The 25465-nt window shown below is 65.9% G+C and carries 20 protein-coding genes and 1 pseudogene; 8 read left to right on the top strand and 13 right to left on the bottom strand.

The window, feature by feature from the left end:
• Positions 1–73: 73 nt before the first annotated feature.
• Genes LGM71_RS11580 through fdnG form a run of 3 tightly spaced genes read right to left on the bottom strand, consistent with a single transcriptional unit; the run spans position 74 to position 4693 of the window.
• A complete protein-coding gene (locus LGM71_RS11580) occupies positions 74–700 on the bottom strand; it encodes a formate dehydrogenase subunit gamma (protein WP_039370262.1) in 627 nt (208 codons plus the stop codon).
• Entirely contained in the window at positions 697–1611 is a 915-nt protein-coding gene (fdxH, locus tag LGM71_RS11575) for a formate dehydrogenase subunit beta (protein WP_059679246.1), read from the bottom strand. Before fdxH ends, LGM71_RS11580 begins: the two co-directional genes overlap by 4 nt.
• A 10-nt stretch (positions 1612–1621) precedes the next feature.
• Entirely contained in the window at positions 1622–4693 is a 3072-nt protein-coding gene (fdnG, locus tag LGM71_RS11570; RefSeq protein WP_226114892.1) for a formate dehydrogenase-N subunit alpha, read from the bottom strand.
• Between the two features lie 142 nt (positions 4694–4835).
• On the opposite strand from fdnG, the gene LGM71_RS11565 reads away from it, so the two are divergent.
• The 3 genes from LGM71_RS11565 to LGM71_RS11555 all read left to right on the top strand — a co-directional run bounded on the left by LGM71_RS11565 (position 4836) and on the right by LGM71_RS11555 (position 8283).
• Positions 4836–5756: a YihY/virulence factor BrkB family protein gene (locus LGM71_RS11565; protein WP_226114891.1), complete on the top strand. Its 921-nt coding sequence runs from the start codon at positions 4836–4838 to the stop codon at positions 5754–5756.
• A gap of 424 nt (positions 5757–6180) precedes the next feature.
• Positions 6181–7338 (top strand): porin, encoded by a 1158-nt coding sequence (locus LGM71_RS11560; protein ID WP_124628460.1) that lies wholly within the window; start codon positions 6181–6183, stop codon positions 7336–7338.
• 471 nt (positions 7339–7809) lie between these two features.
• Positions 7810–8283 carry a VOC family protein gene (locus LGM71_RS11555; RefSeq protein WP_059599529.1) on the top strand — a complete coding sequence of 158 codons (474 nt, stop codon included), beginning with the start codon at positions 7810–7812 and terminating at the stop codon, positions 8281–8283.
• Between the two features lie 304 nt (positions 8284–8587).
• Here LGM71_RS11555 and LGM71_RS33395 read toward each other — a convergent pair.
• From LGM71_RS33395 to LGM71_RS11545, 3 genes and pseudogenes are all read right to left on the bottom strand, one after another.
• Positions 8588–8668 (bottom strand): annotated as a pseudogene (locus tag LGM71_RS33395) (aminoglycoside adenylyltransferase domain-containing protein); the annotation flags it as partial.
• 15 nt (positions 8669–8683) lie between these two features.
• The gene (locus LGM71_RS33390; RefSeq protein WP_413226867.1) at positions 8684–8914 is read right to left on the bottom strand and encodes a hypothetical protein; all 231 of its coding nucleotides are present in this window, start codon (positions 8912–8914) and stop codon (positions 8684–8686) included.
• 174 nt (positions 8915–9088) lie between these two features.
• Positions 9089–9538 (bottom strand): HU family DNA-binding protein, encoded by a 450-nt coding sequence (locus LGM71_RS11545; protein WP_011548077.1) that lies wholly within the window; start codon positions 9536–9538, stop codon positions 9089–9091.
• A gap of 311 nt (positions 9539–9849) precedes the next feature.
• Here LGM71_RS11545 and LGM71_RS11540 point away from each other — a divergent pair, with 311 nt between their 5' ends.
• Complete coding sequence (locus LGM71_RS11540; RefSeq protein WP_226114890.1) at positions 9850–10968, top strand: acyltransferase family protein; 1119 nt, start codon at positions 9850–9852, stop codon at positions 10966–10968.
• 323 nt (positions 10969–11291) lie between these two features.
• On the opposite strand, the gene galU is transcribed toward LGM71_RS11540, so the two are convergent.
• Positions 11292–12179, bottom strand: a complete 888-nt coding sequence (galU, locus tag LGM71_RS11535) for a UTP--glucose-1-phosphate uridylyltransferase GalU (protein ID WP_047901323.1) — start codon at positions 12177–12179, stop codon at positions 11292–11294.
• 228 nt (positions 12180–12407) lie between these two features.
• The gene (locus LGM71_RS11530; RefSeq protein ID WP_006479318.1) at positions 12408–12551 is read right to left on the bottom strand and encodes a hypothetical protein; all 144 of its coding nucleotides are present in this window, start codon (positions 12549–12551) and stop codon (positions 12408–12410) included.
• A 213-nt stretch (positions 12552–12764) separates the two neighbouring features.
• On the opposite strand from LGM71_RS11530, the gene LGM71_RS11525 reads away from it, so the two are divergent.
• Complete coding sequence (locus LGM71_RS11525) at positions 12765–13940, top strand: acyltransferase family protein (RefSeq protein ID WP_226114889.1); 1176 nt, start codon at positions 12765–12767, stop codon at positions 13938–13940.
• A 417-nt stretch (positions 13941–14357) separates the two neighbouring features.
• Here LGM71_RS11525 and LGM71_RS11520 read toward each other — a convergent pair whose 3' ends face one another.
• The 4 genes from LGM71_RS11520 to LGM71_RS11505 form a co-directional block, all read right to left on the bottom strand.
• A complete protein-coding gene (locus LGM71_RS11520; RefSeq protein WP_175814943.1) occupies positions 14358–16823 on the bottom strand; it encodes a glycosyltransferase family 4 protein in 2466 nt (821 codons plus the stop codon).
• A complete protein-coding gene (locus LGM71_RS11515) occupies positions 16820–18286 on the bottom strand; it encodes a flippase (RefSeq protein WP_124628472.1) in 1467 nt (488 codons plus the stop codon). The genes LGM71_RS11520 and LGM71_RS11515 overlap by 4 nt, the downstream gene beginning before the upstream one ends.
• A 43-nt stretch (positions 18287–18329) precedes the next feature.
• Positions 18330–20522, bottom strand: coding sequence for a hypothetical protein (locus LGM71_RS11510; protein WP_226115140.1), 2193 nt, complete (start codon positions 20520–20522; stop codon positions 18330–18332).
• A 103-nt stretch (positions 20523–20625) separates the two neighbouring features.
• Positions 20626–20829: a hypothetical protein gene (locus LGM71_RS11505; protein WP_174908127.1), complete on the bottom strand. Its 204-nt coding sequence runs from the start codon at positions 20827–20829 to the stop codon at positions 20626–20628.
• Positions 20830–21014: 185 nt separating this feature from the next.
• Between LGM71_RS11505 and LGM71_RS11500 the strand changes: the two genes are divergently transcribed.
• The 3 genes from LGM71_RS11500 to LGM71_RS11490 are packed head-to-tail and all read left to right on the top strand — an operon-like array spanning position 21015 to position 24122.
• Positions 21015–22079, top strand: coding sequence for an acyltransferase family protein (locus tag LGM71_RS11500; RefSeq protein ID WP_124628476.1), 1065 nt, complete (start codon positions 21015–21017; stop codon positions 22077–22079).
• 35 nt (positions 22080–22114) lie between these two features.
• The gene (gmd, locus tag LGM71_RS11495; protein ID WP_059524769.1) at positions 22115–23161 is read left to right on the top strand and encodes a GDP-mannose 4,6-dehydratase; all 1047 of its coding nucleotides are present in this window, start codon (positions 22115–22117) and stop codon (positions 23159–23161) included.
• A complete protein-coding gene (locus tag LGM71_RS11490) occupies positions 23148–24122 on the top strand; it encodes an NAD-dependent epimerase/dehydratase family protein (RefSeq protein WP_226114888.1) in 975 nt (324 codons plus the stop codon). The genes gmd and LGM71_RS11490 overlap by 14 nt, the downstream gene beginning before the upstream one ends.
• Before the next feature lie 97 nt (positions 24123–24219).
• On the opposite strand, the gene LGM71_RS11485 is transcribed toward LGM71_RS11490, so the two are convergent.
• Positions 24220–25410 carry an O-succinylhomoserine sulfhydrylase gene (locus LGM71_RS11485; protein WP_226114887.1) on the bottom strand — a complete coding sequence of 397 codons (1191 nt, stop codon included), beginning with the start codon at positions 25408–25410 and terminating at the stop codon, positions 24220–24222.
• Positions 25411–25465 lie beyond the last annotated feature (55 nt).

Raw genomic sequence — 25465 nt, 5'->3', positions numbered from 1 at the left:
TCGGCGCTTCGGGCGGTTCCGACGGCTGACGGGCCGGCCCGCCGCGATCGGCGAGCCGCCCCGCTCCGGTGCGTTATTTCACGCTTTCACGGAACCACTTCGGGTGATGCTTGCGAGCCCAGCCCAGCGTGACGGTGCCGCGCACCATCGCGCCGATCGAGCCCTTCACCCACAACGCCGCGTAAATGTGCACGATGATGCTCGCGATCAGCACGAAGGCCGCCACGGCATGCACGACAGCGGCCGCGCGGATCACCCCGATCGGGAAGTAGAACGAGAAGTAGCGCCGCCAGATCACCACTCCCGACAACAGCAGCAGCAGCAGGCACGCCACCAACGTAAAGAATAGCAGCTTCTGCCCGGCGTTATAGCGCCCGACAGGCGGCAGCTTGTCTTCCTGGTTGGTCAGCACGTCGCCGATCTGCTTCAGCCACTGCCGGTCGTCCGCGTCGAGCGCATTGTGGTGCCAGAAGCGCACCACCAGGATCGCGAACGACACGAACATCACGAGGCCGACGAACGGATGCAGGATCCGCGTCCACTGGCCGCCGCCGAACAGTGCGGTGAGCCAGAACATCGACGGATGGAACAGCGCGAGCCCGGACAGCGCGAGCAGCACGAACGTGATCGCGGTGATCCAGTGGTTCGTGCGCTCGTTCGCCGAGTAGCGGACGATCAGGTTGGGGTCGTCGTGCTTCATTTTCCGTCCTCCTTGATGCGTCGCGCCTCGTCGCGGGCGGCGGCTTCCTCGTCCTCGCTGACCTCGTTCGGACCGACCCGGGTGTAGTGGAAGAACCCGGCCAGCGCGGTGAGCGCGAGACCGGCGACCGCGAGCGGCTTCGCGATGCCCTTCCACAGCTTCACCATCGGGCTGATCGACGGATTGTCGGGCAGCCCGTGGTACAGCGACGGCTTGTCCGCGTGGTGCAGCACGTACATCACGTGCGTGCCGCCGACGCCCTGCGGGTCATACAGCCCCGCATGCTCGAAGCCGCGCTCCTTCAGGTCCTCGATCCGTTCGGCCGCGTGCTGCTTCATGTCCTCCTTGGTGCCGAACACGATCGCGCCCGTCGGGCAGGTCTTCACGCAGGCCGGTTCCTGGCCGACCGCGACACGGTCGGAACAGAGCGTGCACTTGTACGCGCGATGATCCTTCTTCGAGATCCGCGGGACGTTGAACGGGCAGCCGGTCACGCAATAGCCGCAACCGATGCAGTTCTCCTCGTGGAAATCGACGATCCCGTTGTTGTACTGCACGATCGCGCCCGGCGACGGACACGCCTTCAGGCAGCCCGGATCCTCGCAATGCATGCAGCCGTCCTTGCGGATCAGCCACTCGAGGTCGCCTGCCGGGTTCTCGTATTCGGAGAACCGCATCACCGTCCACGAGTGCTCGGACAGGTCGGCCGGGTTGTCGTACACGCCGACGTTGGTGCCGACCTCGTCGCGCAGGTCGTTCCACTCCATGCATGCCGTCTGGCATGCCTTGCAGCCGATGCACTTCGATACGTCGATCAGCTTCGCGACGCTCCCGGTCACCGGTTCGCGCACCGTGGGCGGTGGCGTCGTGGTGGCCGAGACGCGCTTGATATCCAGCGATTGCAATGCCATCTCGTCCCCCTTACGCCTTTTCGACCTTCACCAGGAACGACTTGAATTCCGGTGTGTACGAGTTGCCGTCGCCTACGGACGGAGTCAGGGTATTGGCGAGATAGCCAGGCTTCGTCAGCCCCTTGAAGCCCCAGTGCAACGGGATGCCGACCGTCTGGACCTTCTTGCCCTCGATCGTCAGCGGCTTGATCCGCTTCGTGACGAGCGCGACCGCGACGATGTAGCCGCGCTTGGACGACACCTTCACGCGATCGCCGTGCGCGACGCCGACTTCCTTCGCGAGATCTTCGCCGATCTCGACGAATTGCTCGGGCTGGATGATCGCATTCAGCCGCGCATGCTTGGTCCAGTAGTGGAAATGCTCGGTCAGCCGGTAAGTCGTCGCGACGTGCGGGAACTCCGACACCTTGCCGAACGACGCGCGGTCGTCCGGGAACACGCGGGCAGCCGGGTTGTTCAGCGCCTGCGGGTTGTCAGGGTGCAGCGGATTCGCCGCGAGCGGCGTCTCGAACGGCTCGTAGTGCTCGGGGAAAGGACCTTCGTTCATCCCCGCGCGGGCGAAGAAGCGCGCGACGCCTTCCGGATTCATGATGAACGGACCCATCCCGTTTTCGGGCGGCTCGTCCGCCTTGAAGTCCGGCACGTCGGCACCCTTCCACGCACTGCCGTTCCAGCCGATCAGCTTGCGGGTCGGGTCGAACGGCTTGCCGGCGACGTCGCACGACGCGCGGTTGTACAGGATCCGCCGGTTGGCCGGCCACGCCCACGCCCAGTTCAGCGTCTGGCCGATGCCGGTCGGGTCCGAGTTGTCGCGCCGCCCCATCTGGTTGCCGGCCTGCGTCCAGGCACCGCAGAAGATCCAGCAGCCGCTCGCGGTCGTGCCGTCGTCCTTCAGCTGCGCGAACGCGGCGAGCTGCTCGCCCTTCTTCACGAGCGTCTTGGTCGGATCCTTCGGGTCGGGCAGATCGGCGAGCGCCTTCCCGTTGAACTCCATCGCGAGCTCCTCGGGCGTCGGGCTTTCCGGGTTCGCATACGGCCAGGTCAGGTTGACGATCGGGTCCGGATACTTGCCGCCGTCCGTCTGGTACATCTTGCGCATGCGCAGGAACAGCCCCGCCATGATCTCGAGGTCGCTCCTCGCCTCGCCCGGCGGCTCCGCGCCCTTCCAGTGCCATTGCAGCACGCGGCTCGAACTGACGAGCGAGCCGTTTTCCTCCGCGAAGCACGTGGTCGGCAGACGGAACACCTCGGTCTGGATCTTCGACGCATCGACGTCGTTGTAGTCGCCGTGATGCTTCCAGAACTCGGAGGTCTCGGTCGCGAGCGGATCCATGATCACGAGCCATTTCAGCTTCGCGAGGCCTGCTGCCGTCTTCACCTTCGACGGCGCCGCCGCGAGCGGGTTGAAGCCCTGGCAGATGTAGCCGTTCATCTTGCCGGCATTCATCAGCTCGATCGCCTGCAGCAGGTCGTACTGCTTGTCCAGCTTCGGCAGGTAGTCGTAGGCCCAGTTGTTCTCGGCAGTCGCCGCATCGCCCCACCACGACTTCATGAAGCTGACGTGGAAAGCCTTGTAGTTCTTCCAGTAGCTGAGCTGGTTCGGCCGCAGCGGCATTTGCACGCGCTTCTTGATGTAGCCGTCGAAATCCTGCTCGGCCTGCATCGGCAGCGTCATGTAGCCCGGCAGCAGGTTCGACATCAGCCCGAGGTCGGTCAACCCCTGGATGTTCGAGTGGCCGCGCAGCGCGTTCATGCCGCCGCCGGCGATGCCGATGTTGCCGAGCAGCAGCTGCACCATCGCGCCGGTGCGGATGATCTGCGCGCCGATCGAATGGTGGGTCCAGCCGAGCGCGTACAGCACCGTGCCGGCGCGGCCGGGAACGGCCGTCGTCGCGAGCATTTCGCACACCTTCAGGAATTTCTCCTTCGGCGTGCCGCACGTCTGCTGGACCATGTCCGGCGTATAGCGCGCGTAGTGCTGCTTCAACAGGTTGTACACGCAGCGCGGATGCTGCAGCGTCGGGTCGACCTTCACGAAGCCGTCATCGCCGCGTTCGTAGTCCCAGGTCGATTTGTCCGGGTACGCGTGTTTCTCCGCGTCGTAGCCGGAATAGATGCCGTCGTTGAACGCGAAATCCTCGCGCACGATGAACGAGAAGTCCGTGTAGTTCTTCACGTACTCATGCTGGATCTTGTCGTTCGTCAGCAGATAGTTGATCACACCGCCCAGGAAGACGATGTCGGTGCCGGTGCGGATCGGCGCGTAGTAGTCGGCCACCGAGGCCGTACGCGTGAAGCGCGGGTCGACGACGATCAGCCGCGCCTTGCGGTGCGCCTTCGCCTCCGTTACCCACTTGAAACCGCACGGATGGGCCTCGGCTGCATTGCCGCCCATCACTAGAATCACGTCCGCGTTCTTGATGTCGACCCAATGGTTCGTCATCGCTCCACGGCCAAACGTCGGGGCAAGACCTGCCACCGTCGGGCCATGTCAGACACGCGCCTGATTGTCGAATGCGAGCATCCCCAGACTGCGGATGGTCTTGTGGGTCAGGTAGCCGACCTCGTTGCTGCCCGCCGACGCGGCCAGCATGCCGGTCGTCAGCCAGCGGTTGACCTTCGCGCCGTCTTCGGTCGTCTCGACGAAGTTCGCGTCGCGGTCCGCCTTCATCAGCTTCGCGATCCGGTCGAGCGCGTCGTTCCACGAGATCGGTTCCCACTTGTCCGAGCCGGGCGCCCGGTATTCGGGATGCGTCAGGCGGCTCGGGCTGTGGATGAAGTCGATCAGGCTCGCGCCCTTCGGGCACAGCGTGCCGCGATTGACGGGATGGTCGGGATCGCCTTCGATATGGATGATGCTCGGCTGTGCATTCTTCGCGCCGTCACCGAGGCTGTACATCAGGATGCCGCAACCCACCGAGCAATACGGGCAGGTGTTGCGCGTTTCGACTGTGCGCGCCAGCTTGTACTGTCGGACCTCGGCGAGCGCTTCCGTCGGAGAAAAGCCCATCAGGGCAAGACTCGATCCGGCAAGCGACGTGGCCGTCACCTTCAGGAACTGGCGCCTGGACATTTGTAGCATGATGGTCTCGGCGTTTTTGTGGGGTGAGGTGAAACTGAAAGGAATTATAGACAGTTCAGGCAACTATGATCGAATCCTCGGATCAATACCGATGTGTCTGATCCCGCCGATGTCCTTGCGTCAAACGCCCAACCGAACCGTCATGAAACGACAGATTACGTCCGAAGCCACCCGTCTCGCACAACAACAGGCCAACTGGGCACTCAACGCGTTCAAGCGCTTCTCGTCCGACCGCTGCTCGGCGATGGCCGCGAGCATCGCGTTCTTCTCCGCGTTTTCGCTCGCGCCGACGCTCGTGATGGTGATCGCCGTGGCCGGCTGGTTCTACGGCGACGACGCCGCACGCGGCCAGGTATTCGAGCAGGCGCATCAGCTGATCGGCGACGACGCGGCGGCCAGCATCCAGACGATCGTGCAGAACGCCCATCGCGCGGGCGAGCGCGGCGGAATCGCGACGCTGATCTCGTTCGCCGCGCTCGCGATCGGCGCGTCGGCGACGTTCGCGTCGCTGAACACCGCGCTGAGCGTGATCTGGCCGAGCACGGAAAGCCGCTGGTCGAGCATGCTCGGGCTCGTGCGCGTGCGGCTGGTTTCGTTCGGGCTCGTGCTCGGCGTCGCGTTCCTGCTGATCGTGTCGCTGGTGCTCGACACCGCGATCACGTTCATCGGCACGTGGCTGCTCGGCGATTCGCCGTACGTCGCGATCACCAACCTGCTGCAGTTCTTCGTCGGCATCGCGGTGCTCGCGGGCGCGTTCGCCGCGCTGATGAAGTTCCTGCCCGATGCGCGCGTCGCATGGCGCGACGCGATGACCGGCGGGATCGTGTCCGCGATCCTGTTCTCGGGCGGCAAGAAGCTGTTCGCGCTGTATCTCGCGCGTGCGGGCACGGCAAGCGCATTCGGCGCGGCCGGATCGTTCGCGGTCCTGCTGATGTGGCTGTACTTCTCCGCGGCCGTGCTGCTGCTCGGCGCGGAATTCGCGGCCGCGCGCGGCGATGCGCATCGGCGCGGCGGCAGCGATGCGGCCGTGTCCGCACAGACGGATCGCGCAAGCGGCGACTGATTCCCCACGTATTGCTTCGCGCGCACCGCGCGCATCGTGTCGCCGCCCTACGCGACCGCCGCCCTTTGCGCAACCACCCGGCCCCGCCGGGCATTCCTGCACGTTGATGCGCTCTTTACATAGGCAGGCGATGCGCGCTGCGAAGGCAAACGTTTGCATACCTCGATTTCCGTGCGCGAACCCGCGAAACTTGCCCTTCTCCTGCCGGGCGCATCACCCGCTGCAACAATCGCAGCGCAGCAATTGTCAACTATTTCAAAAAGAGGAACAGTCCTTGATGTGCTTGATATATATGGACTTTTTCCCGCTGTTACCTTTTCGAGACACTTTATTTTTTAAGCTTTCTTGCATGTATGGCACTGAGCTATTCTCCAATCCGCAACAAATAACGAATGACGATTCATTTGCGTGGAGATACTCAACGATGAAGAAACTCGCACTCTCGACCCTCTCGCTCGCCCTGCTGGGCGCCGCCGGCGCTGCTCACGCTCAGTCGAGCGTCACGCTGTACGGCGTGATCGATACGTCGATCGCATGGGTTCACGGCAACAACGGTCAAGCCAACAACTCGTGGCAAATGCTGTCGGGCAACCTGCAAGGCAGCCGTTGGGGCCTGAAAGGCGCTGAAGACCTCGGCGGTGGCCTGAAGGCGATCTTCCAGTTGGAAAACGGTTTTGATCCGGGCACCGGCCACCTGAACCAGGGCGGTCGCATGTTCGGTCGTCAGGCGTACGTCGGCCTCGAAAGCAACCAATACGGCACGCTGACGCTCGGCCGCCAGTACGACCCGCTGGTCGACCTGGTCCAGGCAGTCACGGCTGACAACTACTTCGGCAGCGTGATGGCAACGCCGGGCGACGTCGACAACAACGACAACTCGCTGCGCGTCAGCAACGCAATCAAGTACACGTCGCCGGTCTGGGCAGGCTTCCAGGTCGAAGGCATGTACGCCCTCGGCGGCGTTGCAGGCAAGACGGGTTCGGGCCAGACGTGGTCGGTCGCAGCTGCATACAACAACGGCCCGGTCGGCGTTGCAGCAGGCTACTTCTACGCAGCCAACCCGTCGCCGACGACGGCTGTCGGCCGCGCAGGCTGGGGTTCGACGACGTCCGACGCGATCTTCGACGGCCCGATCAACTCGGGTTACGCAACGGCGAAGTCGATCGCCATCGCGCAAGTGGCAGGCCAGTATGCTCTCGGCCCGGTGACGTTCGGCCTCGGCTACAGCAACGCACAGTACAAGCCGGACGCATTCTCGGGCTTCGGTTCGACCGAAAAGTACAACACGGGCCGCGCGTTCGTGACGTACCAGGTCACGCCGCCGCTGCTGCTGGGCCTCGGCTACTCGTACACGAAGGCGAGCGGCGACACGTCGGCGAAGTACCACCAAGTCGGCGTTGGCGCAGACTACTCGCTGTCGAAGCGCACGGACGTCTACCTGGTTGGCGCATACCAGCACGCGAGCGGTACGCAGCTCGTCGACGGCGTGCAGCAGAGCGCGCAAGCGTCGATCGCTTCGTACGGCTTCGCCGGCAAGAGCTCGGCCGAGCTGGTCGCGGTCGGCATTCGCCACAAGTTCTAAGAAGTACGTTTCCGGTGTGCATGGCGTCTCCGACGCCATGTCGCCGAACTGCAAAACCAGTCACCGGCTTCGGCCATGGCTGGTTTTTTTTCGTCCGTTGCCGGCGGCGCCGTGGCGGGCGATGGCCGCGGTCGGCACTCTGGTTACGGCAACCGGCCGGGAGCGGTTCCTGAGCCGCCTGTCGCGCGCTGGAAGCCTGTCCGGAGGCATCCGGACACCCCTCGCTGTCCGATGGCTGCATACGGCCGGTCAGGCGCGCGTCACCACGCGGACCATCAGATATCCCTCTTGACGCGTGACAACGGGATCCGGCATCGCAACGGATGCTTGTCCGTGCACCCTTGCCGATTTCGATGCCGTGACGCGAAGCACTATGCTTCGACGTGTCGATTTCGACGGCCTTCGCCCGTCGTATCGATGGCGGCACGCGGATTGCGCCGTCCCTCATCGACATCCGACAGGAGACGCTCCATGACGATTCAGAAGATCACGCCGTTCCTCTGGTACGCGACGGAAGCCGAAGAAGCCGCGGCCTTCTACGCCGGCATTTTCCCGAACTCGCGCGTCGTGCGCGTCACGGCGGTAGCCGGCACCAGCGGCACCCGGATGGTCGAATTCGAGCTGTTCGGCCAGCCGTTCATCGCGATGAGCCACCCGCGCACCGAGACGTTCAACCACGCGATCTCGCTGATGGTCAGTTGCGCCGACCAGACGGAGCTCGACCGCTACTGGAGCGCGTTGCTCGACAACGGCGGCACGGCCGACGGCTGCGGCTGGCTGCGTGACCGCTTCGGCGTCTCATGGCAGATCGTGCCCGACGCGCTGATCCCGATGATGGCCGACCGCGACGAGGCCAAGGCGGCGCGCGTGGCCGCGGCCATGATGCAGATGACGAAGTTCGACGTCGCCACGCTGAAGGCCGCCTACGCCGGCACGGCGGGCTGACGAAGCACGCGCGCTGCGGCCTCCTTCGCGCGGGCATCGGCACGCCTGTGGAGCGCGTGCGATACGCGCATGATCGCGGTCGTCGACGCGGTTGCCTCGCGCCGCGATGCAATCGCGGGCTGCGGCCGTTCGCGCGCTGCTACGCCGACAACATGGCTTCGACGATCCGTCGCACGGAACGCACGAATGCGGCGACCTGTTCGCCCGACAACAGCGTGTCGGCACCCTCACCGCCGCCGCGCAGATAGACGGTGCGCGCGGCCGACAGGACGGGCCGGTACGTGTCGGGCAGGCGCGCCGGCGCTCACGTCGCGGCGACATCCTTCGGCGCGATCCCGCCGGTTGCGGCGCTGTACCGGATGCGTGCGAGCGCGAGCACGATGTTACATTCGTCGCCGCACTAGTCCGGCTCGGCATCCCACTGCGCAACCGTGAAGTCGCTTGCGGGCACCGCGTCGAACCGTGCGGCCGCGCGCGGCCCGCGCAGCGCAACGTCGTGCTGCCGCACCTTGGTCAACAGAATCGCCAGATCGTGATCGACGCACGCCGGCTCGACGATACCCGCGCGACACACGCGCAACGCGTGGCGATGCGCAGCCGCGCGCCGGCACGAACACGACGATCCGGCCATCCGTGCAAGCGGCCCGCAACACCGGATGCGCATCACGTCATGCCGTATCCGCGCCATGCGATGTCAACGCGGCCGCGCGATTTGCGCGGCGCAATAAAAATCCCCGCACGCTTTCGCGTACGGGGACCGTCGGACATCGCAACGGCCGCCGCATTCGGCGACCGTTACGCGGCATTACGCAGCCGCGTCCTTCAGCTTCTTCAGCGCACGTGCCTTCACGCGCACGCTGGCCGGCTTTGCCGGGAACCAGCGCTCTTCGCCCGTGAACGGATCCTTGCCGAAGCGCTTCTTCTTCGCCGGCACGACTTGCGCCGTGATCTTCAGCAGACCCGGCAGCGTGAACTCGCCTGCGCCCTTCTTGTGAACCGAGCCCAGCACGACGTTCTCGAGTGCGACGAGCACTGCCTTGACCGCCTTCACTTCGACAGCTGCGCGCTCAGCGATGTGCGTTGCGAGCGATGCCTTCGTGAACTTGTCCTTCAGCGGCGTCGGAGCAGCCGGTGCTGCCTTCGCGACAGCCTTCTTGGCCACTACTTTCTTCGCGGGCGCAGCCTTTTTGGCAGCCACTTTCTTGGTGGCCGGTGCGGCAGCCTTCTTGGCCACCTTTTTTGCGGAAGTCGCCATGTTTCTCCTACCAGGTGTGGTCGTTGGATACACGAAGCGTGCAACGCGCGCGCTTCAACGCCGGATTCTACAAGCGCCTTGACGCTTCGTGGAGTACTTTTATGCGTTTTCGCGGGGTTTCCCGCAGGTTTTGTTGCGCGCGACCGACTTCGACGGCACGCCAGGGTCTGTTTACGCCTGGAACGCGCATGCGCAAACAGACCCTGGCATCGAAAAACGCCTTCACGTATACGTCCAAACGCGTCCGATCGCGAATTACGTTCGATATTTGCGCACCTATACTGACTTCGCTCAGTGCCCCGGATGCCTTCATGCGCGAAGTCAGATACGTCAAAGGACTCGACGGCCTGCGAGCCATCGCCGTCATCCTCGTTTTCCTGTCCCACAAGGGCCACGTCCTCGCTGTCGACGTGGGCAAGCTCGGTGTGTGGACGTTCTTCTTCATCAGCGGATTCCTGATCGTCGGCGAACTGCATCGCAATCGTCAGGCGATCGAGTGCGGCGCGATGACGCGCCGCCATGCGCTGGCGCTGTTTCTCGCGAAGCGCGCGCTGCGGATCTTTCCCGTCTACTACCTGCTGCTCGCCGCGCTCGCGATCGCGCACGCGCTGTTCTACCAGCGCGGCGTCGATCTCGGGCTCGCGTGGCACGCCACGTTCCTGTCGAATTACTGGATCGGTGCCGTCAAGGACGGCTGGCCGGGCTCCACGTCGCACTTCTGGAGCCTCGCGGTTGAGCAGCAGTTCTATCTGATTGCGCCGCTCACGCTGCTCGCGGTGCCGGCCGCACGCCACGTCGTGCTCGGCGTCGCGGCCGTCGCGCTCTGCGCGTTCGCGCATCTCGCGCTCTACGCCCTCGACGCGTCGCCGGTGCTGATCTACGCGTTTTCCCCGTGGAATTTCGCGCTGATCGCGCTGGGTGGCGTCGGTGCGATGGCGCTCGCCGATCGCGGCCAGGACGTCGTCCGCCGCATTCCGCCCGGCTGGCTAGGCGCCGCCGGCGTCGTGTTCTTCCTCGCACTGCCCGCGTTCACGATGCTGCCGGACGTCGTCACGGGGCTCGCGGATCTCGGCCTGTCCGCGTCACTCGGCGCGCTGATGCTGTGGATCGTCACCGAACCCGACCATCCGGCCGTGGCACTGCTCGACTGGGCACCGCTCGTCTATCTCGGCACGATCAGCTACGGCTTCTATCTGTTCCACAACCTGATTCCGGCACGTTTCGGGGAGATGCCCGCGCTGTTCGCGCACGTGCCGATGCCCGCAATCGTCCGGGACGTGCTGCCCGAACTGCTGCAGTTCGCGCTCGCCGTGCTGCTTGCCCATCTGTCGTGGCGCTATCTGGAAAAGCGCCTGCTCGACTTCAAGAAGCCGATCGCCGCGATGCTGGACCGGTACTTCGTCGCGCGGCCGAGCACGTCGCCGCGCTGAGCGCGATACCGGCTCGGACGCGACGCAGCCGGTAAGCAACCGTCGCTCATCAGGCCGCAAGCGACCGGCGTGTCGGCACCGGTTTCATCGCCGCGATGTCCCGCATCCGGCGCACCATGCAACGCGCTCGAGCCGACGTCACCGTCTGGCGGCATACCAGAATCGTCGCGCACGCACCCGCTGGAATCCGCCCGAAATCAGCATCGCCGCTCACCCGCCGCCGCACGCCCGCGCTTCGTCCACACGCAAAAAAGCCCCGACGCACGAGGCAGCCGGGGCCAACGGAACAACCACCACCTGAAACAACGGAGCAGCGCGGCTGCTTATGCGACAGCAGCCAGCGCGGGCAGACAGGTACGCAGGTACGCCTCGAATTCGCGGCTCACTTCCGGATGCTGGAGTGCGAGTTCGACGGTCGCCTTGAGGTAGCCGATCTTGCTGCCGCAATCGAAACGCGTGCCGTAGTAGCGATACGCGAGCACCTGTTCGTTCGCGAGCAGCGTCTGGACCGCGTCGGTCAGCTGCAACTCGCCGCCGGCGCCCGGCTTGAGCTTGCGCAGGTGATCGAAGATCGTCGGCATGAACACGTAGCGGCCGACCACGCCGAGGTTCGACGGCGCGTCTTCCGGCGCCGGCTTCTCGATGATGCCCGACAGCTTGATGATGTCCTCTTCCCACTCGCGGCCTTCGACGACACCGTACGAGCGGCTGTCCTCGCGCGGGATCGTCTCGACCCCGATCACCGAGCTGTGATAGTGGTCGAACACGTCGACAAGCTGCTTGAGCACCGGCTGTTCGCCGTGCAGCAGGTCGTCGGCGAGAATCACCGCGAACGGCTCGCCGTGCACGAGCTTTTCCGCGCACAGCACCGCGTGGCCGAGACCGAGCGCTTCCGGCTGGCGCACGTAGAAGCAGTTCACATTGCTCGGCTTGATGCCGCGCACGAGTTCGAGCAGCTTTTCCTTGCCGCGCGCCTCGAGTTCGGCCTCGATCTCGTACGACTTGTCGAAGTGATCCTCGATCGCGCGCTTGCTGCGCCCGGTCACGAAGATCATCTCGGTGATACCGGCGTTGATCGCTTCCTCGACCGCGTACTGGATCAGCGGCTTGTCGACGACGGGCAGCATCTCCTTCGGGCTCGCCTTCGTTGCCGGGAGGAACCGCGTGCCGAGACCGGCGACGGGGAACACGGCCTTGGTGACTTTCAACATGTTCGCATCCTGGTTGCGTTGACTGCGCCGCGTCACTGGACGACCCGGCGCGATTGTTTTTCGAACGGCATATCGAGAACCGCAGGCACGGCCAATTCCACTCCGCTCATTTTCGATATGGACCTATTGCCCATGTTTCCGGAAAATGGATAATCCGCGCACCCGGTCGATATTGCCGAACCCAGCGCCGAAACATAAACAAATTACCGATTTTCCGGATACAAATTCTTACGATTCGAATTCCTCGATATACGGGACGCCGCCCCGCTCGAGGCCCGGGCGAATCGGCTCGTTCTTCAGCGCCTCGCGGTACGCCGACAGCACGGCCATGACCAGCAGTACTGCCGCGCTCGCGATCCAATGCATGTCCATCTTGCCGCTCCTTGCATCAATCAACTGGAGCTTCAAACTATCAGAAAAAAATCGGCAAATAATTGTGGCGGCGACGGAACCGCTTTCAGACCGGAATAAAACCACCATCTGAAACATCATTATTTCCCGGCGAGATTTTTTTATTCATTCGATCGAATTCTTGCGCATTACGATTGGACCATCCCCTTCATCCGTCGCAAGGAATCGAATCGCATGCAAGCTTTCAGCGGATCGTCTTTGACCGCGCCACCCGTCGCCGACCACAAGGAACACGTGATCGACGCGATGCGCGGGTTCGCGGCGCTGCTCGTCGCCTATTTCCACTGCCGCCAGGTCGTCTGGGTCGGCATGCAGAGCTTCCATCACGCTTACGGTCATGCGCTGAGCCCGAGCGTGATCGCCGGCTACCTGACCTTTCCGTTCGCGTGGGGCTCCGCCGGCGTGCCGATCTTCTTCGTGATCAGCGGCTACTGCATCCACCGCAACGCGGCGCTCAAGCTCGCGGCCAACCCGGCGTACCGGCTCGACGCGCCGAACTTCTGGGCGCGCCGCTTCGCGCGCATCTACCCGGTGCTGCTCGCCGCGCTGCTGTTCACGCTCGCGATGGACGCGGTCAGCCTGCAGATCGCGCCGGTCAGCCACAAGATCCGCGACGTCGGCCTCACCGCGTTCCTCGTGAACCTGTTCTCGCTGCAGGGCGTCGCCGGCTACACGTACGGGTCGAACGGCGCGCTCTGGACGCTGTCGCTCGAAGTGCAGTTCTATGCGATCTACCCGCTGCTGTTCGCGCTGCGCCGCCGGATCGGCATGCCGGCCATCGTGGCGGCCGTCGCGCTCGTCAACGTCGCGTCGGCGTGGCTGCTCGAACGGCACGACCTGCAGTTCTTCACGTCCTACTGGCTGTCCTGGACGGTCGGCGCGTGGATCGCCGACGTGCGCGCGCAGCCGGCGCGCGGCACGGCCGCCGTGCCGTCGCGCGCCTGGTATCTCGCGGCCGCCGCGCTGCTGGCCGCGGGCTGCGGCGCGTTCCATTTCGGCCAGTACGGCGCGTTCCAGCTGTGGGCTGCCGGCTTCGCGTGCTTCCTGTACCGCGCGCTCGCCTGCCCGCCGCGCCCGACGCCGCTCTTGCGCGTGCTCGGCTGGTTCGGCGACTTCAGCTACTCGCTGTACCTGATCCATCTGCCGCTGTTCGTCTGCCTCGGCTCGGTGCTGTTCCACTCCGAACTGCAACTGTCGATCTGGCCGTCGATCGCGTTCATGGCCGCCGCGATTCCGGTCGCCTACGTGTTCTACCGGCTGTTCGAACGCCCCGCGATGATGTGGTCGGCCAGCCTGAAGCCGACGCGTGCGGCCCGCGTCGTGGCACCGGCACCCGAACGGGCTGTCTGAGCGCGCCATTACCGGCGCTCCCTGCCCCCGCGCGGCCTCAAGTCGTGCGGGGGCATTTTCATGGGCGTGACGCGCGCGGGGGATGCATTTGCGCGTCGGGTGCGGCTGGTATGACGCACCGAAGTGCACATGCGGCGTCACACGCCGCCCGGGCGGCTGCACTACCGTCGCATCGCCCGCCCCCTCGCCGGCCTCACCGCATGGCCTCACGGCGTTCCGTGAAGCAATGCCGATCCAGACGGCGAGGGTTCCCCCAAGGCCCCGTGCGCGAACGCATCACCAGCTCGCCTCCGGCAACCCGCGCCTGACGCGTATCAGGCTCCCGCCCGCCCAAAAAGCGGAACCCTCATGCAGCACACCGCCGCATGAGGGCCCGTTTCCCGGCGCATGGCGTCGATTCGCGCCGCCGCACCGCACCTACCGCTTCTTCGCCTTCGCGGCCTTCGCCGTATCCGCGAGGATCTTCTCGACCCGTTCCACATAGGTCTCGGTGCCGAACCGGCGCACCGCGGTCGCCCGCCCGCTCGCGACGAGCCGCTCACGCAGCGCGGCGTCGTGCCGCAGCCTGCCCAGCGCATCGGCCAGCGCGGCCGCATTGCCCGGCTCGCACAGCAGCCCGTTTTCGCCGTCCTCGATGATCTCGACGACTCCGCCCGCGCGGGCCGCAACCACCGGCCGCCGTGCGAGCATGCCCTCGACGATCACGCGCCCGAACGGCTCCGGCGTGATCGACGTATGCGCGACCACATCGACCGCCTTCATGCACGCGGCCACGTCGCGCTGGAAGCCGAGGAAGTGCACGCGATCGTCCATCCCGTGACGCGCGACGATCTCGTGCAGTTGCGCCGCATATTCGTCCTCGCCGAACAGCGGCGCGCCGACCAGCACCACGTGCATCTCGGGATGACGAGCCGCGGCCTCCAGCAGCAGGTGCTGCCCCTTCCAGTGCGCGAGGCGGCTGAACGAGCCGACCAGCCATGCGTGCTCCGGCAACCCGAAGCGCGCGCGCAGCGCGGCCTGGCTGGTCGTGTCCAGCGCGTCGAACGGTTCGGCCGAAATGCCGTTGAACACGACGTCGACGTGCTGCGGCGTGAAGCCCGTCAGCGCACGGAATGCCTGCGCGGACGCGTCGGAGTTCGCGATCACGCGCGTGACGCCGAACCGCGCGCAGTACTTGATCGCCATCAGCTGCTTGCTGCCGAAATGGTCGCCGCTGACGATGTCGCGCAGGTGCCAGACCACCGGCTTGCGCGCGAGCCGCCCGGCCAGCGCCGCGACCACCATCGCGCGCTGCGTGTTCGCGTAGATCACCTCGGCCCGGCGTGCGCGCCGTGCGACGTCCCGCACGAGCGTGAAAAGCTGCTTCAACGCGCCGGCCGACACGCCGCCCTCCTTGCGTACCCCGGCGAGCGCGCCCTGGTCGAGCACGTCGACGCGCGCGCCGATCTCGTCGAGCGCCGCGCGGAACGGGCCGTCGTCGAACAGCACCACGTCGGCGTTCGCGCGCATGTGCTTCATGATCTCCAGCAGCGACAGCTCCGCGCCGCCGAGCACACCGCTCTGGTCCAGCACGAGCGTCGCCGGGCCGCGCGCGGGCGGCATCGGCGCGACGGCCGTGCCGCGCTGCGCGGTCGAGCCGGGCAGCGCCGCCTCCACGTAATCGAGAAAGCGCCGCCGGAACGTGTCGGCGGAGAAGCGCTCCGCATTCGCGCGGCACGCGTGCGGCGTGAAGCGCTGCGGCGCACGTTCGAAATCGTCGACCGCCGCGACGATCGCGTGCGGCGTCTGTTCGTCGAAGAACAGCCCGGTCGGATTCGCGTGCGAGCACGGTTCGAGCACCGTCTCGAGCGCACCGCCCTTGCCGTATGCGATCACGGGGGTGCCGCATGCCTGCGCCTCGACCACCGAGATCCCGAAATCCTCCTCGGCGGCGAACACGAACGCCTTCGCGCGCCGCATCCGGTCGTGCAGCACCGCGAACGGCTGATAGCCCATGATCTCGACGTTCGGGCCGGCCTTCGCGCGGATCTTCTGCATCTCGGGGCCGTCGCCGATCACCACGAGCTTGCGCTCCGGCGTGCGCGAGAACGCTTCGACGATCAGGTCGATCTTCTTGTACGGCACCATCCGCGACGCGGTCAGGTAGAAATCGTCCTTCGCCTCGTTCAGCGAGAAGCCGTCGACGTCGACCGGCGGGAAGATCACCGCCGCGTCGCGGTGATACACCTTGCGGATGCGTCGCGCTATGAAGGCGGAGTTCGCGACGAAGCCGTCCACCGCGTTCGCGGTGCGCGTGTCCCAGTTACGGATGTAATGCAGGATCATCCGCGCGAGCAGCGACTTCGGCCCGTGCGTGAGGTTCGACTGTTCCAGATACTGGTGCTGCAGGTCCCACGCGTAGCGGATCGGCGAATGCACGTAGCTGATGTGCATCTGGTCCGGCCCGGTCAGCACGCCTTTCGCGACCGCATGGCTGCTGGAGATCACGAGATCGTAGTCCGACACGTCGAGCTGCTCGATCGCGAGCGGCATGAGCGGAAGGTAGCTGCGGTACTTGGTGCGCGCGAACGGCAGTTTCTGGATGAACGAGGTCGTCACCCGCTTGCCGCGCACGAACGCGCGATCATCGAGAAAATCGACGAGGCTGAACAGGTCCGCGTCGGGAAAGCACGCGACGATCTGTTCGAGCACGCGCTCGGCGCCGGCGTACGTGACGAGCCAGTCGTGGACGATCGCCACGCGCAGCGGGCGCGACGCATCGCGTGCGCCCGCCTGTGCGGCCGGTTCGGCCCGGCGCAGCGCGGCGGTGTCGCCGGCTTCGGCCACGGCGGCACCGGCCGTGGCGAGGTTCAGGATGGCGTGTTCCGCCAGATCGCGATTCATACGGTTTTCCTCGCATTGAGACGGACGAACAGGTCGCGCACCAGCGCGCGCAGGGCCGGCGTCATCGTGAACGACCACGCAAGGTTCAGCACCAGCACGACCGCGCAGAGGCCGATCGACTCGCCGAGCCCCGACCACGCTTGCGCGAGAAACAGGCTCGCGAGCAGGAAGGCGAGATGCGCGAGCATGTCGAGCACGATCGCGCGCATCCGGATCGCCGACAGGTAAAGCAGCACACCGTAATCGACCAGCGCGCGGGTCGCGACGACCACCGCCGCGCCGATCAGCCCGAAGTGATGAATGCCGAACCACAGGCCGCCGACGAAGAACGGCATCTCGACGAGCCCGGCGAACGCCGCCCGGGCCGGATTGACCTGCGACTGGATCAGGATCCGCGTGACGCTCGCCTGGCCGACGAGCCATACGCTGATCACCAGCACGCGCCCGACGGGCGCCGAATGCGCGGCGAGATCGGCGCCGACCCACAACGTGAGGAACGGCGCGAGCGCGAAGATCGCGATGATGCCGACCGGCGTGAACACGCCGTTCAGGAATTCGAGCGACTGGCGCGCGAGCGTGTCGGCATGCTCGCGGCCGACTGCCGACAGGCGCGGAAACAGCGTGCGCACCAGCGCGTTCGGCAGCATGTTCAGCCGCGTGACGAGGTTCTGCGGGACCGTGTAATAGGTGACGAACTTCGCGCCCATGCCGGCGCCGAGCATCACGCGATCGAGCGTGTCGGCAATCATGCTCGTCGTGCTCGCGATCAGCATCCAGCCGCCGAAGTTGAACAGCCCTTTCGCGGTGCCCCACTGCGGCGGATCGATGCGCCGGATCCCGAGCACCTTGATGCTTGCGTGACCGAGCATCACCGCCGCGATCAGCCGCGCGACGACGGCCGCGGCCAGCACCGTCTGCAGGTTCGGCGCGATCCACCATGCGGCGCCGAGCGGCAGCAACTGGAACAGGAACGTGCCGATCGTCTGGTTCGTGTTGAACACGCCGAACCGTTCGGCACCGTTGATCGCGCCGGCGAACACCCACGACACGTTCGCGAGCGGAATCGCGAGCGCGAGCCACGGCAACGCGAGATACACCTCGTGCTGCATCGCCGCCGACACCTTCGTGAAATACGCGGTGTAGACGAACGCGCCGAAATAGATCAGCAGGCCGCCAACGATGCCGGTGCCGAGGTTCAGCCAGAACGCGCTCCAGAAGACCCGCGCGCTTTCGTCCGCGTTGCCGCTCGCGAGCGCCTTCGAGATGTGGTTCTGCGCGGCCATGCTCATCCCGAGATCGAGGATCCCGAAATAACCGATCAGCGTCCACACGAGGCTGACGACGCCGTAGCGTTCGACGCCCAGTGCGTGGATATATGCGGGCACCGTCACCAGCGACACGAAGGTCGGCAGGATCAGCCCGATGAAGTTGATCGAAACGTTCTTGAGTATGCCTTTGTCCATGCTTCTGCCTTGTGTGACGCCAACGACGACGGCGCGCCGCCCGTCACGGTTTCCAGCGATACATCAGCACCTTGCCGCGCGCGTCTTCCTCGACGAACACCAGGTATTCGCCGTTCTCGCGCCGGAACGCGCTGATGCCGAACGGCACGTCGACCCAGCCCGACGCCTTGCCGACCTCCGCGCCCGGGCTCATCACGCCGACTTCCTTGCCGGTTTCCTTGTCGTACACGTGGATCTTGCCGACCGGCTCCACCGTGAAGATGTAGCGGCCCTCGACCGTGATGCCGATCAGGTCGAGGATCGGCTTCGCGTCGAGCTGCCACGGCAGCGCGACCGTGTAGCGCACCACCGGCGAGCCGGTCGACCACTTGTCGAAGCGCACCAGCACGCGGCCGACTTCCTTGTTGATGCCCGGCTGCGGCGGCGCGTCGGCCGTGTAGCCCGTCACGTACAGCGTGTCCGTCTGCGGCTCGTAGATCGCGCGGCGCAGCTGCGTGAACGGCTGCGGCATCGGATAGGTCGTGACCTCGTCGTACGAGTAGATCGGGTTGCCGGCCTTGTCGATGCCGCCGTAACTGAAGCGGTGTATGCCGCGCACGTCGCTCGTGCGCCAGATGTCGCCCTTCGTGTCGACCCACCAGCCCCAGCCGCCCGCCTTTGCCTTGCCCGTCGTGTTGGTCGTGAACTCGTCCTCGTCGAGCCGGCCGTTGCCGTTCGCGTCGCGCCAGATCCAGTCGCCGCCCGGCGGCTTGTTCGGCACCTTGTCGACCGGCCGCGCGCGGCCCGCGATCAGGCCCGACGGAATCGCCACCTCGCCGTCGCGCTTCGCATCGAAGCGGTAGATCTTCAGGTGATCGGCGTACATGTCGGTCAGGTACAGGAACGTGCGGCCGTCGACGCGCCGCGCCATCGGCATGCCCGGATACTGGTCCGTGTGGAACACGGGGTCGTCCGGATACTTGAAGCGGTTCGACAGGAATCCGACATATTTCCAGTCCTGGCCCGGCGGCTTCGACAGGTCGAGCTCGAAGCGCTTGTTGCCCGTATACACGCTGTTCGGCCGCGCGGGGTCGAGCCACGCGCCGTCGACGAACAGCAGCCCCTGCACCTGCCAGCGGAGCTTGCCGTCCGGCGTGTAGCTTTCCAGCACCGCGCCCAGCCCCGCGCCGATCGTGTCGTGGCGCGGCCCGATCCCGTTCATCGACACATAGATGTTGCCGGCGCGATCGACGCCCACGCCCGTCAGCCCGTTGAAGCGCTGCGGCCCCGGACGGCCAGGCACCGGGCCCGCGAAGATTCCGCCGCGCTCGCCGAGCGTGCCCGACGGCGCATAGCCCTTGCCGCCTTTCGAGAAAATCAGGATCTGCTGGCGCGGCCCGTTGTCCGCGACGAGCACGCGCCCTTTCGCGTCGACCGCCACGTCCACCGCATCGGTACCTTCCGGCAGCGGCGGCGCGTCATCGAGCTTGCGGCCGTCCGCGCGCACGTGCACGAGATGCGCGGGCCCGCCGATCGTATCGGTGAGCAGCCACAGCGTGCCGTCGCCGGCGAGCGCGATGCGGCCCGGCTCGTGCGCACTCCACGTGGCCTTCTTCTGCATCGTCTCGGCGTCGTACACGTCCACCGCGTCGTGCGACGGATTCGTCGCGAACAGCGTCTTGTCGTCGGCCGCGAGGCCGCCGACTTCCGCCTTCGCCTCGCCCACTTCCGACCGGGCCGGGGCCGGCACCTCGTTGACCATCATGAAGCTGGCGGCCATCCGCGCGCGACCGGCATCGGCACGTCCGCCAGGCGCGACCTGCGGCGCCGCGCGGAACGGCGCCGGCTGCTTCATGTCGCCGATCGTGCGGCGCGAAATGCCGAACCACTGCTTGCCCTTGTCCGGCCAGATGCCGGGCGACTGCAGATGGCCGCGCTCGTTGCCCACGCCGATCGCGACGTACGCATACTTGCCGTTCACCGCGACCGCGTTGCCGCCGAGGTTGCCCCAGCCGTGCGTGCCGCCTGCGAAGCCGAGCATCTTCCCGTCCTGGTAGACGCTCGCCTCGGCGCCGCTCTCGTCCCACGGCGCGTTCGTATACACCTTGCCGTCAGGTGTCACCGCGATCGCGCGAATGTCGATCTGCGTCCAGCTGCCGTCGCCATAGCCGAACGTGTTGCCGATCCACGACGTGGTCGCGGGCAACACGGTTTCAGCCGGTGCGGCGCTCGCGGACAGCGCCGCGCATACCGTCATGCCAACCAGAATCAGACGTCGCAATGCGCTCTCCAGACTCGATACGGAAGCGACCGGCGCCGCGGCATGCTGCCTGGCCTGATGCCCTGTCGCTAAATAGGTTTCAAACGTCGCGATGCAGGTTACAAGCAAAAATAATCACAAGAAATTTGGAAATATTTGGGGATGTTTCGAGCTGAAATATCGAGCCGGAACAACGAGAAATTGGCCCGGCAAAGCGGAAATATCGACCGCCTTTCGCGCGGCGATCCGTAGAAAATGCCGCTCCGGCCCGCGCGCCGGGGCGCGTAGCCTGCAAACCTTTCATGTCGCGATTGAAACAACCGGCATTCGAATGTTTTCAGCCGGATAAATGACATGCGTTTTTTTGCCGATTTCTTTTCCCTAGAATCGATTTCGATTCAATATTTCATTTAAACGCATGCATTACGTTCACGCATCGGATGCGCGGCGCGCCGCGGCATCGGCCGCGCGTCGCGAAGGAGCGGCGCGATGACGGGCATCTCGCGCACCACCGACCTCGCCCCGCCGCAACACGGCCGCATCGTGCAGCTCGACGGGCTGCGCGCGATCGCCGTCGGCGCCGTGTTCCTCCAACACGCGCTGAAGGCGCCGCTATGGATGGGCGTCGACCTGTTCTTCGTGCTGAGCGGCCTGCTGATCACCGGCATCCTGCTCGATCGCAAGGCGCGCGGACAGTCGTACTTCAGCCACTTCTACGCGCGCCGCGTGCGCCGGATCCTGCCGCCGTACGTGCTGCTGCTGATCGTGTCGACGCTGCTGTTCGGCGCGAGCTGGCTGCCGCACTGGCCGTGGTTCGCGTTCTTCTCGACCAACATCGGACTGTCGCTCGGCAGCATCGGCCACGACAGCCTGAACGTGCTGTGGTCGCTCGCCGTCGAGGAGCAGTTCTACATCTTCTGGCCGTTCGTCGTGCTGTGGTGTTCGGAGCGAGCGCTGCTGTGGATCGCCGCCGCGCTGATCGTCGCGGCGCCCGTGCTGCGCGCGATCGCGACGCCGTGGTTCGATTCGTTCTGGCCGATTTACTACCTGACGCCGTTCCGCATGGACCTGCTCGCCGCGGGTGCGCTGCTCGCGATCGTGCTGCGCCGCGACCGGCGCGCGCTGGAGCCGTTCTATCCGCTCGCGATCGTCGGCGCACTCGTGTCGCTCGCGATCCTCGGCTGGCTGCACCTGTCGTTCCCGCGTTTCCGCGCGGCGAACACGCCGCTGTCGAACGCCGCGCTCTACAGCATCTCGCTGCTGCTGTGCACGTCGATCGTCGTGATCGCGCTGCGCGGACGCGGCCTCGTGCAGCGCGTGCTGACGAACCCGCTGCTCGTGTACGTCGGCACCGTCAGCTACACCGTCTACCTGATTCACCTGAGCGTGCTGTACGCGCTGTGGCCGTTGCACCTGAACCGCTTCGTCACGGCCGCGCTCGCCCTCGCCATCACGCTCGCGTACGCCACCGTGAGCTGGTACGGCTTCGAGCGGCGCCTGACGCGCGGCCCCGCACGCACCACGGTGCCCGCCGCCGCGCGCACGACAGCCTGACTTTCTCAATCCATCGATTCGACCAGGACATTGCCATGAGCCAAACTCGCAAGAAGGCCATCATCACGGGGATCACCGGACAGGACGGCGCCTACCTGACCAAGCTGCTGCTCGACAAGGGCTACGAAGTCACGGGCACCTACCGCCGCACCAGCTCGGTGAACTTCTGGCGTATCGCCGAGCTCGGCGTCGATACGCACCCGAACCTGTCGCTCGTCGAGCACGACCTGACGGATGCCGGCTCGAGCCTGCGGCTGCTCGAACGCACGCAGCCCGACGAGCTATACAACCTGGCCGCGCAGAGCTTCGTCGGCGTGTCGTTCGATCAGCCGGCGACGACCGCCGAGGTCACCGGCATCGGCCCGCTGAACCTGCTCGAGGCGATCCGCGTGGTCAGCCCGAAGACGCGCTTCTACCAGGCATCGACGTCCGAGATGTTCGGCAAGGTGCAGGCCATTCCGCAAACGGAAACGACCGCGTTCTACCCGCGCAGCCCGTACGGCGTCGCGAAGCTGTACGCGCACTGGATGACCGTGAACTACCGCGAGTCCTACGACCTGTTCGGCTGCAGCGGCATCCTGTTCAACCACGAATCGCCGCTGCGCGGCCGCGAGTTCGTCACGCGCAAGATCACCGACACCGTCGCGAAGATCAAGCTCGGCAAGGCGACCAAACTCGAGCTCGGCAACCTCGACGCCAAGCGCGACTGGGGCTTCGCGCTCGAATACGTCGAAGGGATGTGGCGAATGCTGCAGGTCGACGAGCCCGACACCTACGTGCTCGCGACCAACCGCACCGAGACCGTCCGCGACTTCGTGCAGATGGCGTTCGCGGCGGCCGGCTACCAGATCGAATGGACCGGCAAGGGCGAACAGGAACGCGGCCTCGACGCGTCGAACGGCAACGTGCTCGTCGAAGTGAATCCGAAGTTCTACCGCCCTGCCGAAGTCGACCTGCTGATCGGCTGCGCGGACAAGGCCAAATCCAAGCTCGGCTGGGCGCCGGAAACGACGCTCGAGCAGCTTTGCCAGATGATGGTGGAAGCGGACCTGACGCGGAATCGTCACCATGACACGTACTGATGCCGGACGCTCGTCGCGCCGGGCATTCGTCACGGGCCTGACGGGCTTCACCGGCCGCTACATGGCGCAGCGCCTCGAGGCGGCCGGCTACGACGTGTGGGGCACCGTGGCGCCCGGCGCGGCGCGGCCGGACGATCCGGCGTTCGCGAACTGCACGCTGCTGCCGGTCGACCTGCTCGACGCGCAGGCGATGCGCGCGGCGGCCACCGATGCGCGACCCGATGCGGTCGTGCATCTGGCTGCGCGCGCACACGTCGCGCAGGACGAGCCGTCGCAGACTTACGCGGTCAACATCGTCGGCACGCGCAACCTGCTGGCCGCGCTCGCGGGTCTCGATCGCCGTCCGTCGGCGGTGCTGCTCGCCAGCAGCGCGAACATCTATGGCAATTCGACGGCCGGCGTGCTCGACGAAACCGTCTCACCCGCCCCCGCGAACGACTATGCGGTCAGCAAGCTCGCGATGGAATACGCGGCGAAGCTGTGGGCCGACCGCCTGCCAATCGTGATCGCGCGGCCGTTCAACTACACCGGCGTCGGCCAGGACGAGGCGTATCTGCTGCCGAAACTCGTGTCGCACTATGCGCACAATGCGCCGCGCATCTCGCTCGGCAATCTCGACGTGAGCCGCGATTTCTCCGACGTGCGCGACGTGACGACCGCCTATCTGAAGCTGCTCGAAACCGCGCCGGCCGGCGAGACGTTCAACGTCTGCTCGGAGCGCGCGTATTCGCTGAAGGAAGTGCTGGCGATGCTGTCGCGGATCGCCGGCTACGTGATCGACGTGACGATCGATCCACGTTTCGTCCGGCACAACGAAGTGAAGCGCCTGAGCGGGTCGCGCGACAAGCTGCGGCGCGCGGTGGGCGAGCTTCCGGTGACGCCGCTCGACGACACGCTGCGCTGGATGATGGAAGCGATGCGTGACGTGCATCGGCCCGCGCAGGCCGGGCACGCCGGCTGATTGCGTCAACGCGCGCGGCGCCGGCCAAAAAACGACGGGCCGCTCGATCAGATCGAGCGGCCCGTCGTCATGTCGGCCCTGTAACCTGCCGCCGCGCTCAGCCCGCGAGACCGCGCGCGAGATCGTTGCGCAAGTCGCCCGCGTTTTCCAGGCCGACCGCGAGGCGGATCAGCCCTTCGGTGATCCCCGCAGCCGCACGCGCTTCCGGCGTGATGCGGGCATGCGTCGTCGTCGCCGGATGCGTGATCGTCGTGCGCGTGTCACCGAGGTTGCCGGTGATCGAGATCAGCTTCGTGCTGTCGATCACGCGCCACGCATTCGCGCGCTGCTGCTCCGGCGTGTCGCCCTTCAGCTCGAACGACACGATCGCGCCGCCCGCCTTCTGCTGGCGCTTCGCGAGCTCGTGCTGCGGATGCGATTCGAGCCCGGGATAAAACACGCGCGCGACGGCCGGGTGCGAATCGAGCCAGCGCGCGATTTCCAGCGCGTTCGCCGACTGCTTCTCGACGCGCAGCGACAGCGTCTCCATCCCCTTCAGCAGCACCCACGCGTTGAACGCCGACAGCGTCGGCCCCGCGCTGCGCACGAACGGGAACACCTTGCCCATGATGAATTCCTTCGAGCCGACCAGCGCGCCGCCGAGCACGCGGCCCTGCCCGTCGAGGAACTTCGTCGCCGAGTGCATCACGACGTCCGCGCCGAGTTTCAGCGGCTGCTGCAGCACCGGGCTGCAGAAACAGTTGTCGACGACGAACAGCGCGTTCGCGGCCTTCGCGATCTTGCCGATCGCCTCGATATCGGCGAGTTCGGTCAACGGGTTCGACGGCGTTTCGAGGAAGAACATCTTCGTCTCGGGCCGTACCGCTTCCTGCCATGCGTTCAGGTCGGTCGGATCGACGAAGGTCGTCGTGATGCCGAACTTGCTGAAGATCTGCGAGAACATCCCGAGCGTCGAGCCGAACAGGCTGCGCGAGCTGACGAGGTGATCGCCCGCCTGCAGGGCGGACATCACGACCGACATGATCGCGGCCATGCCCGACGCCGTCGCGATGCAGGCCTCGCCGCCTTCGAGCGCGGCGAGACGATCCTGGAACATGGTGACGGTCGGGTTCGTGAAGCGCGAATAGGTGAAATAGTCTTCCGAATTCGCGAAGCGCTCGGCCGCCTCGGCCGCGCTCGCGAAGCAGAAGCTCGACGTGAGGAACAGCGCTTCCGAATGCTCGTTGAAGTTGCTGCGCAACGTGCCCGCGCGCACGGCGAGCGTGTCGAAGTTGAGGGAGTCGTCCATGTTCCGTTTTCCGTATTCGAGGGTCGCGTCGCAGGTCATGCGTCGGGCGCGAACC

It is taken from the genome of Burkholderia sp. AU33545 (assembly GCF_020419685.1).
In the GTDB taxonomy this organism is placed as follows: Bacteria; Pseudomonadota; Gammaproteobacteria; order Burkholderiales; family Burkholderiaceae; genus Burkholderia; species Burkholderia diffusa.
Note: the sequence above shows the minus strand (reverse complement) of the source record. Positions and strands in the feature narration are given on the sequence as shown.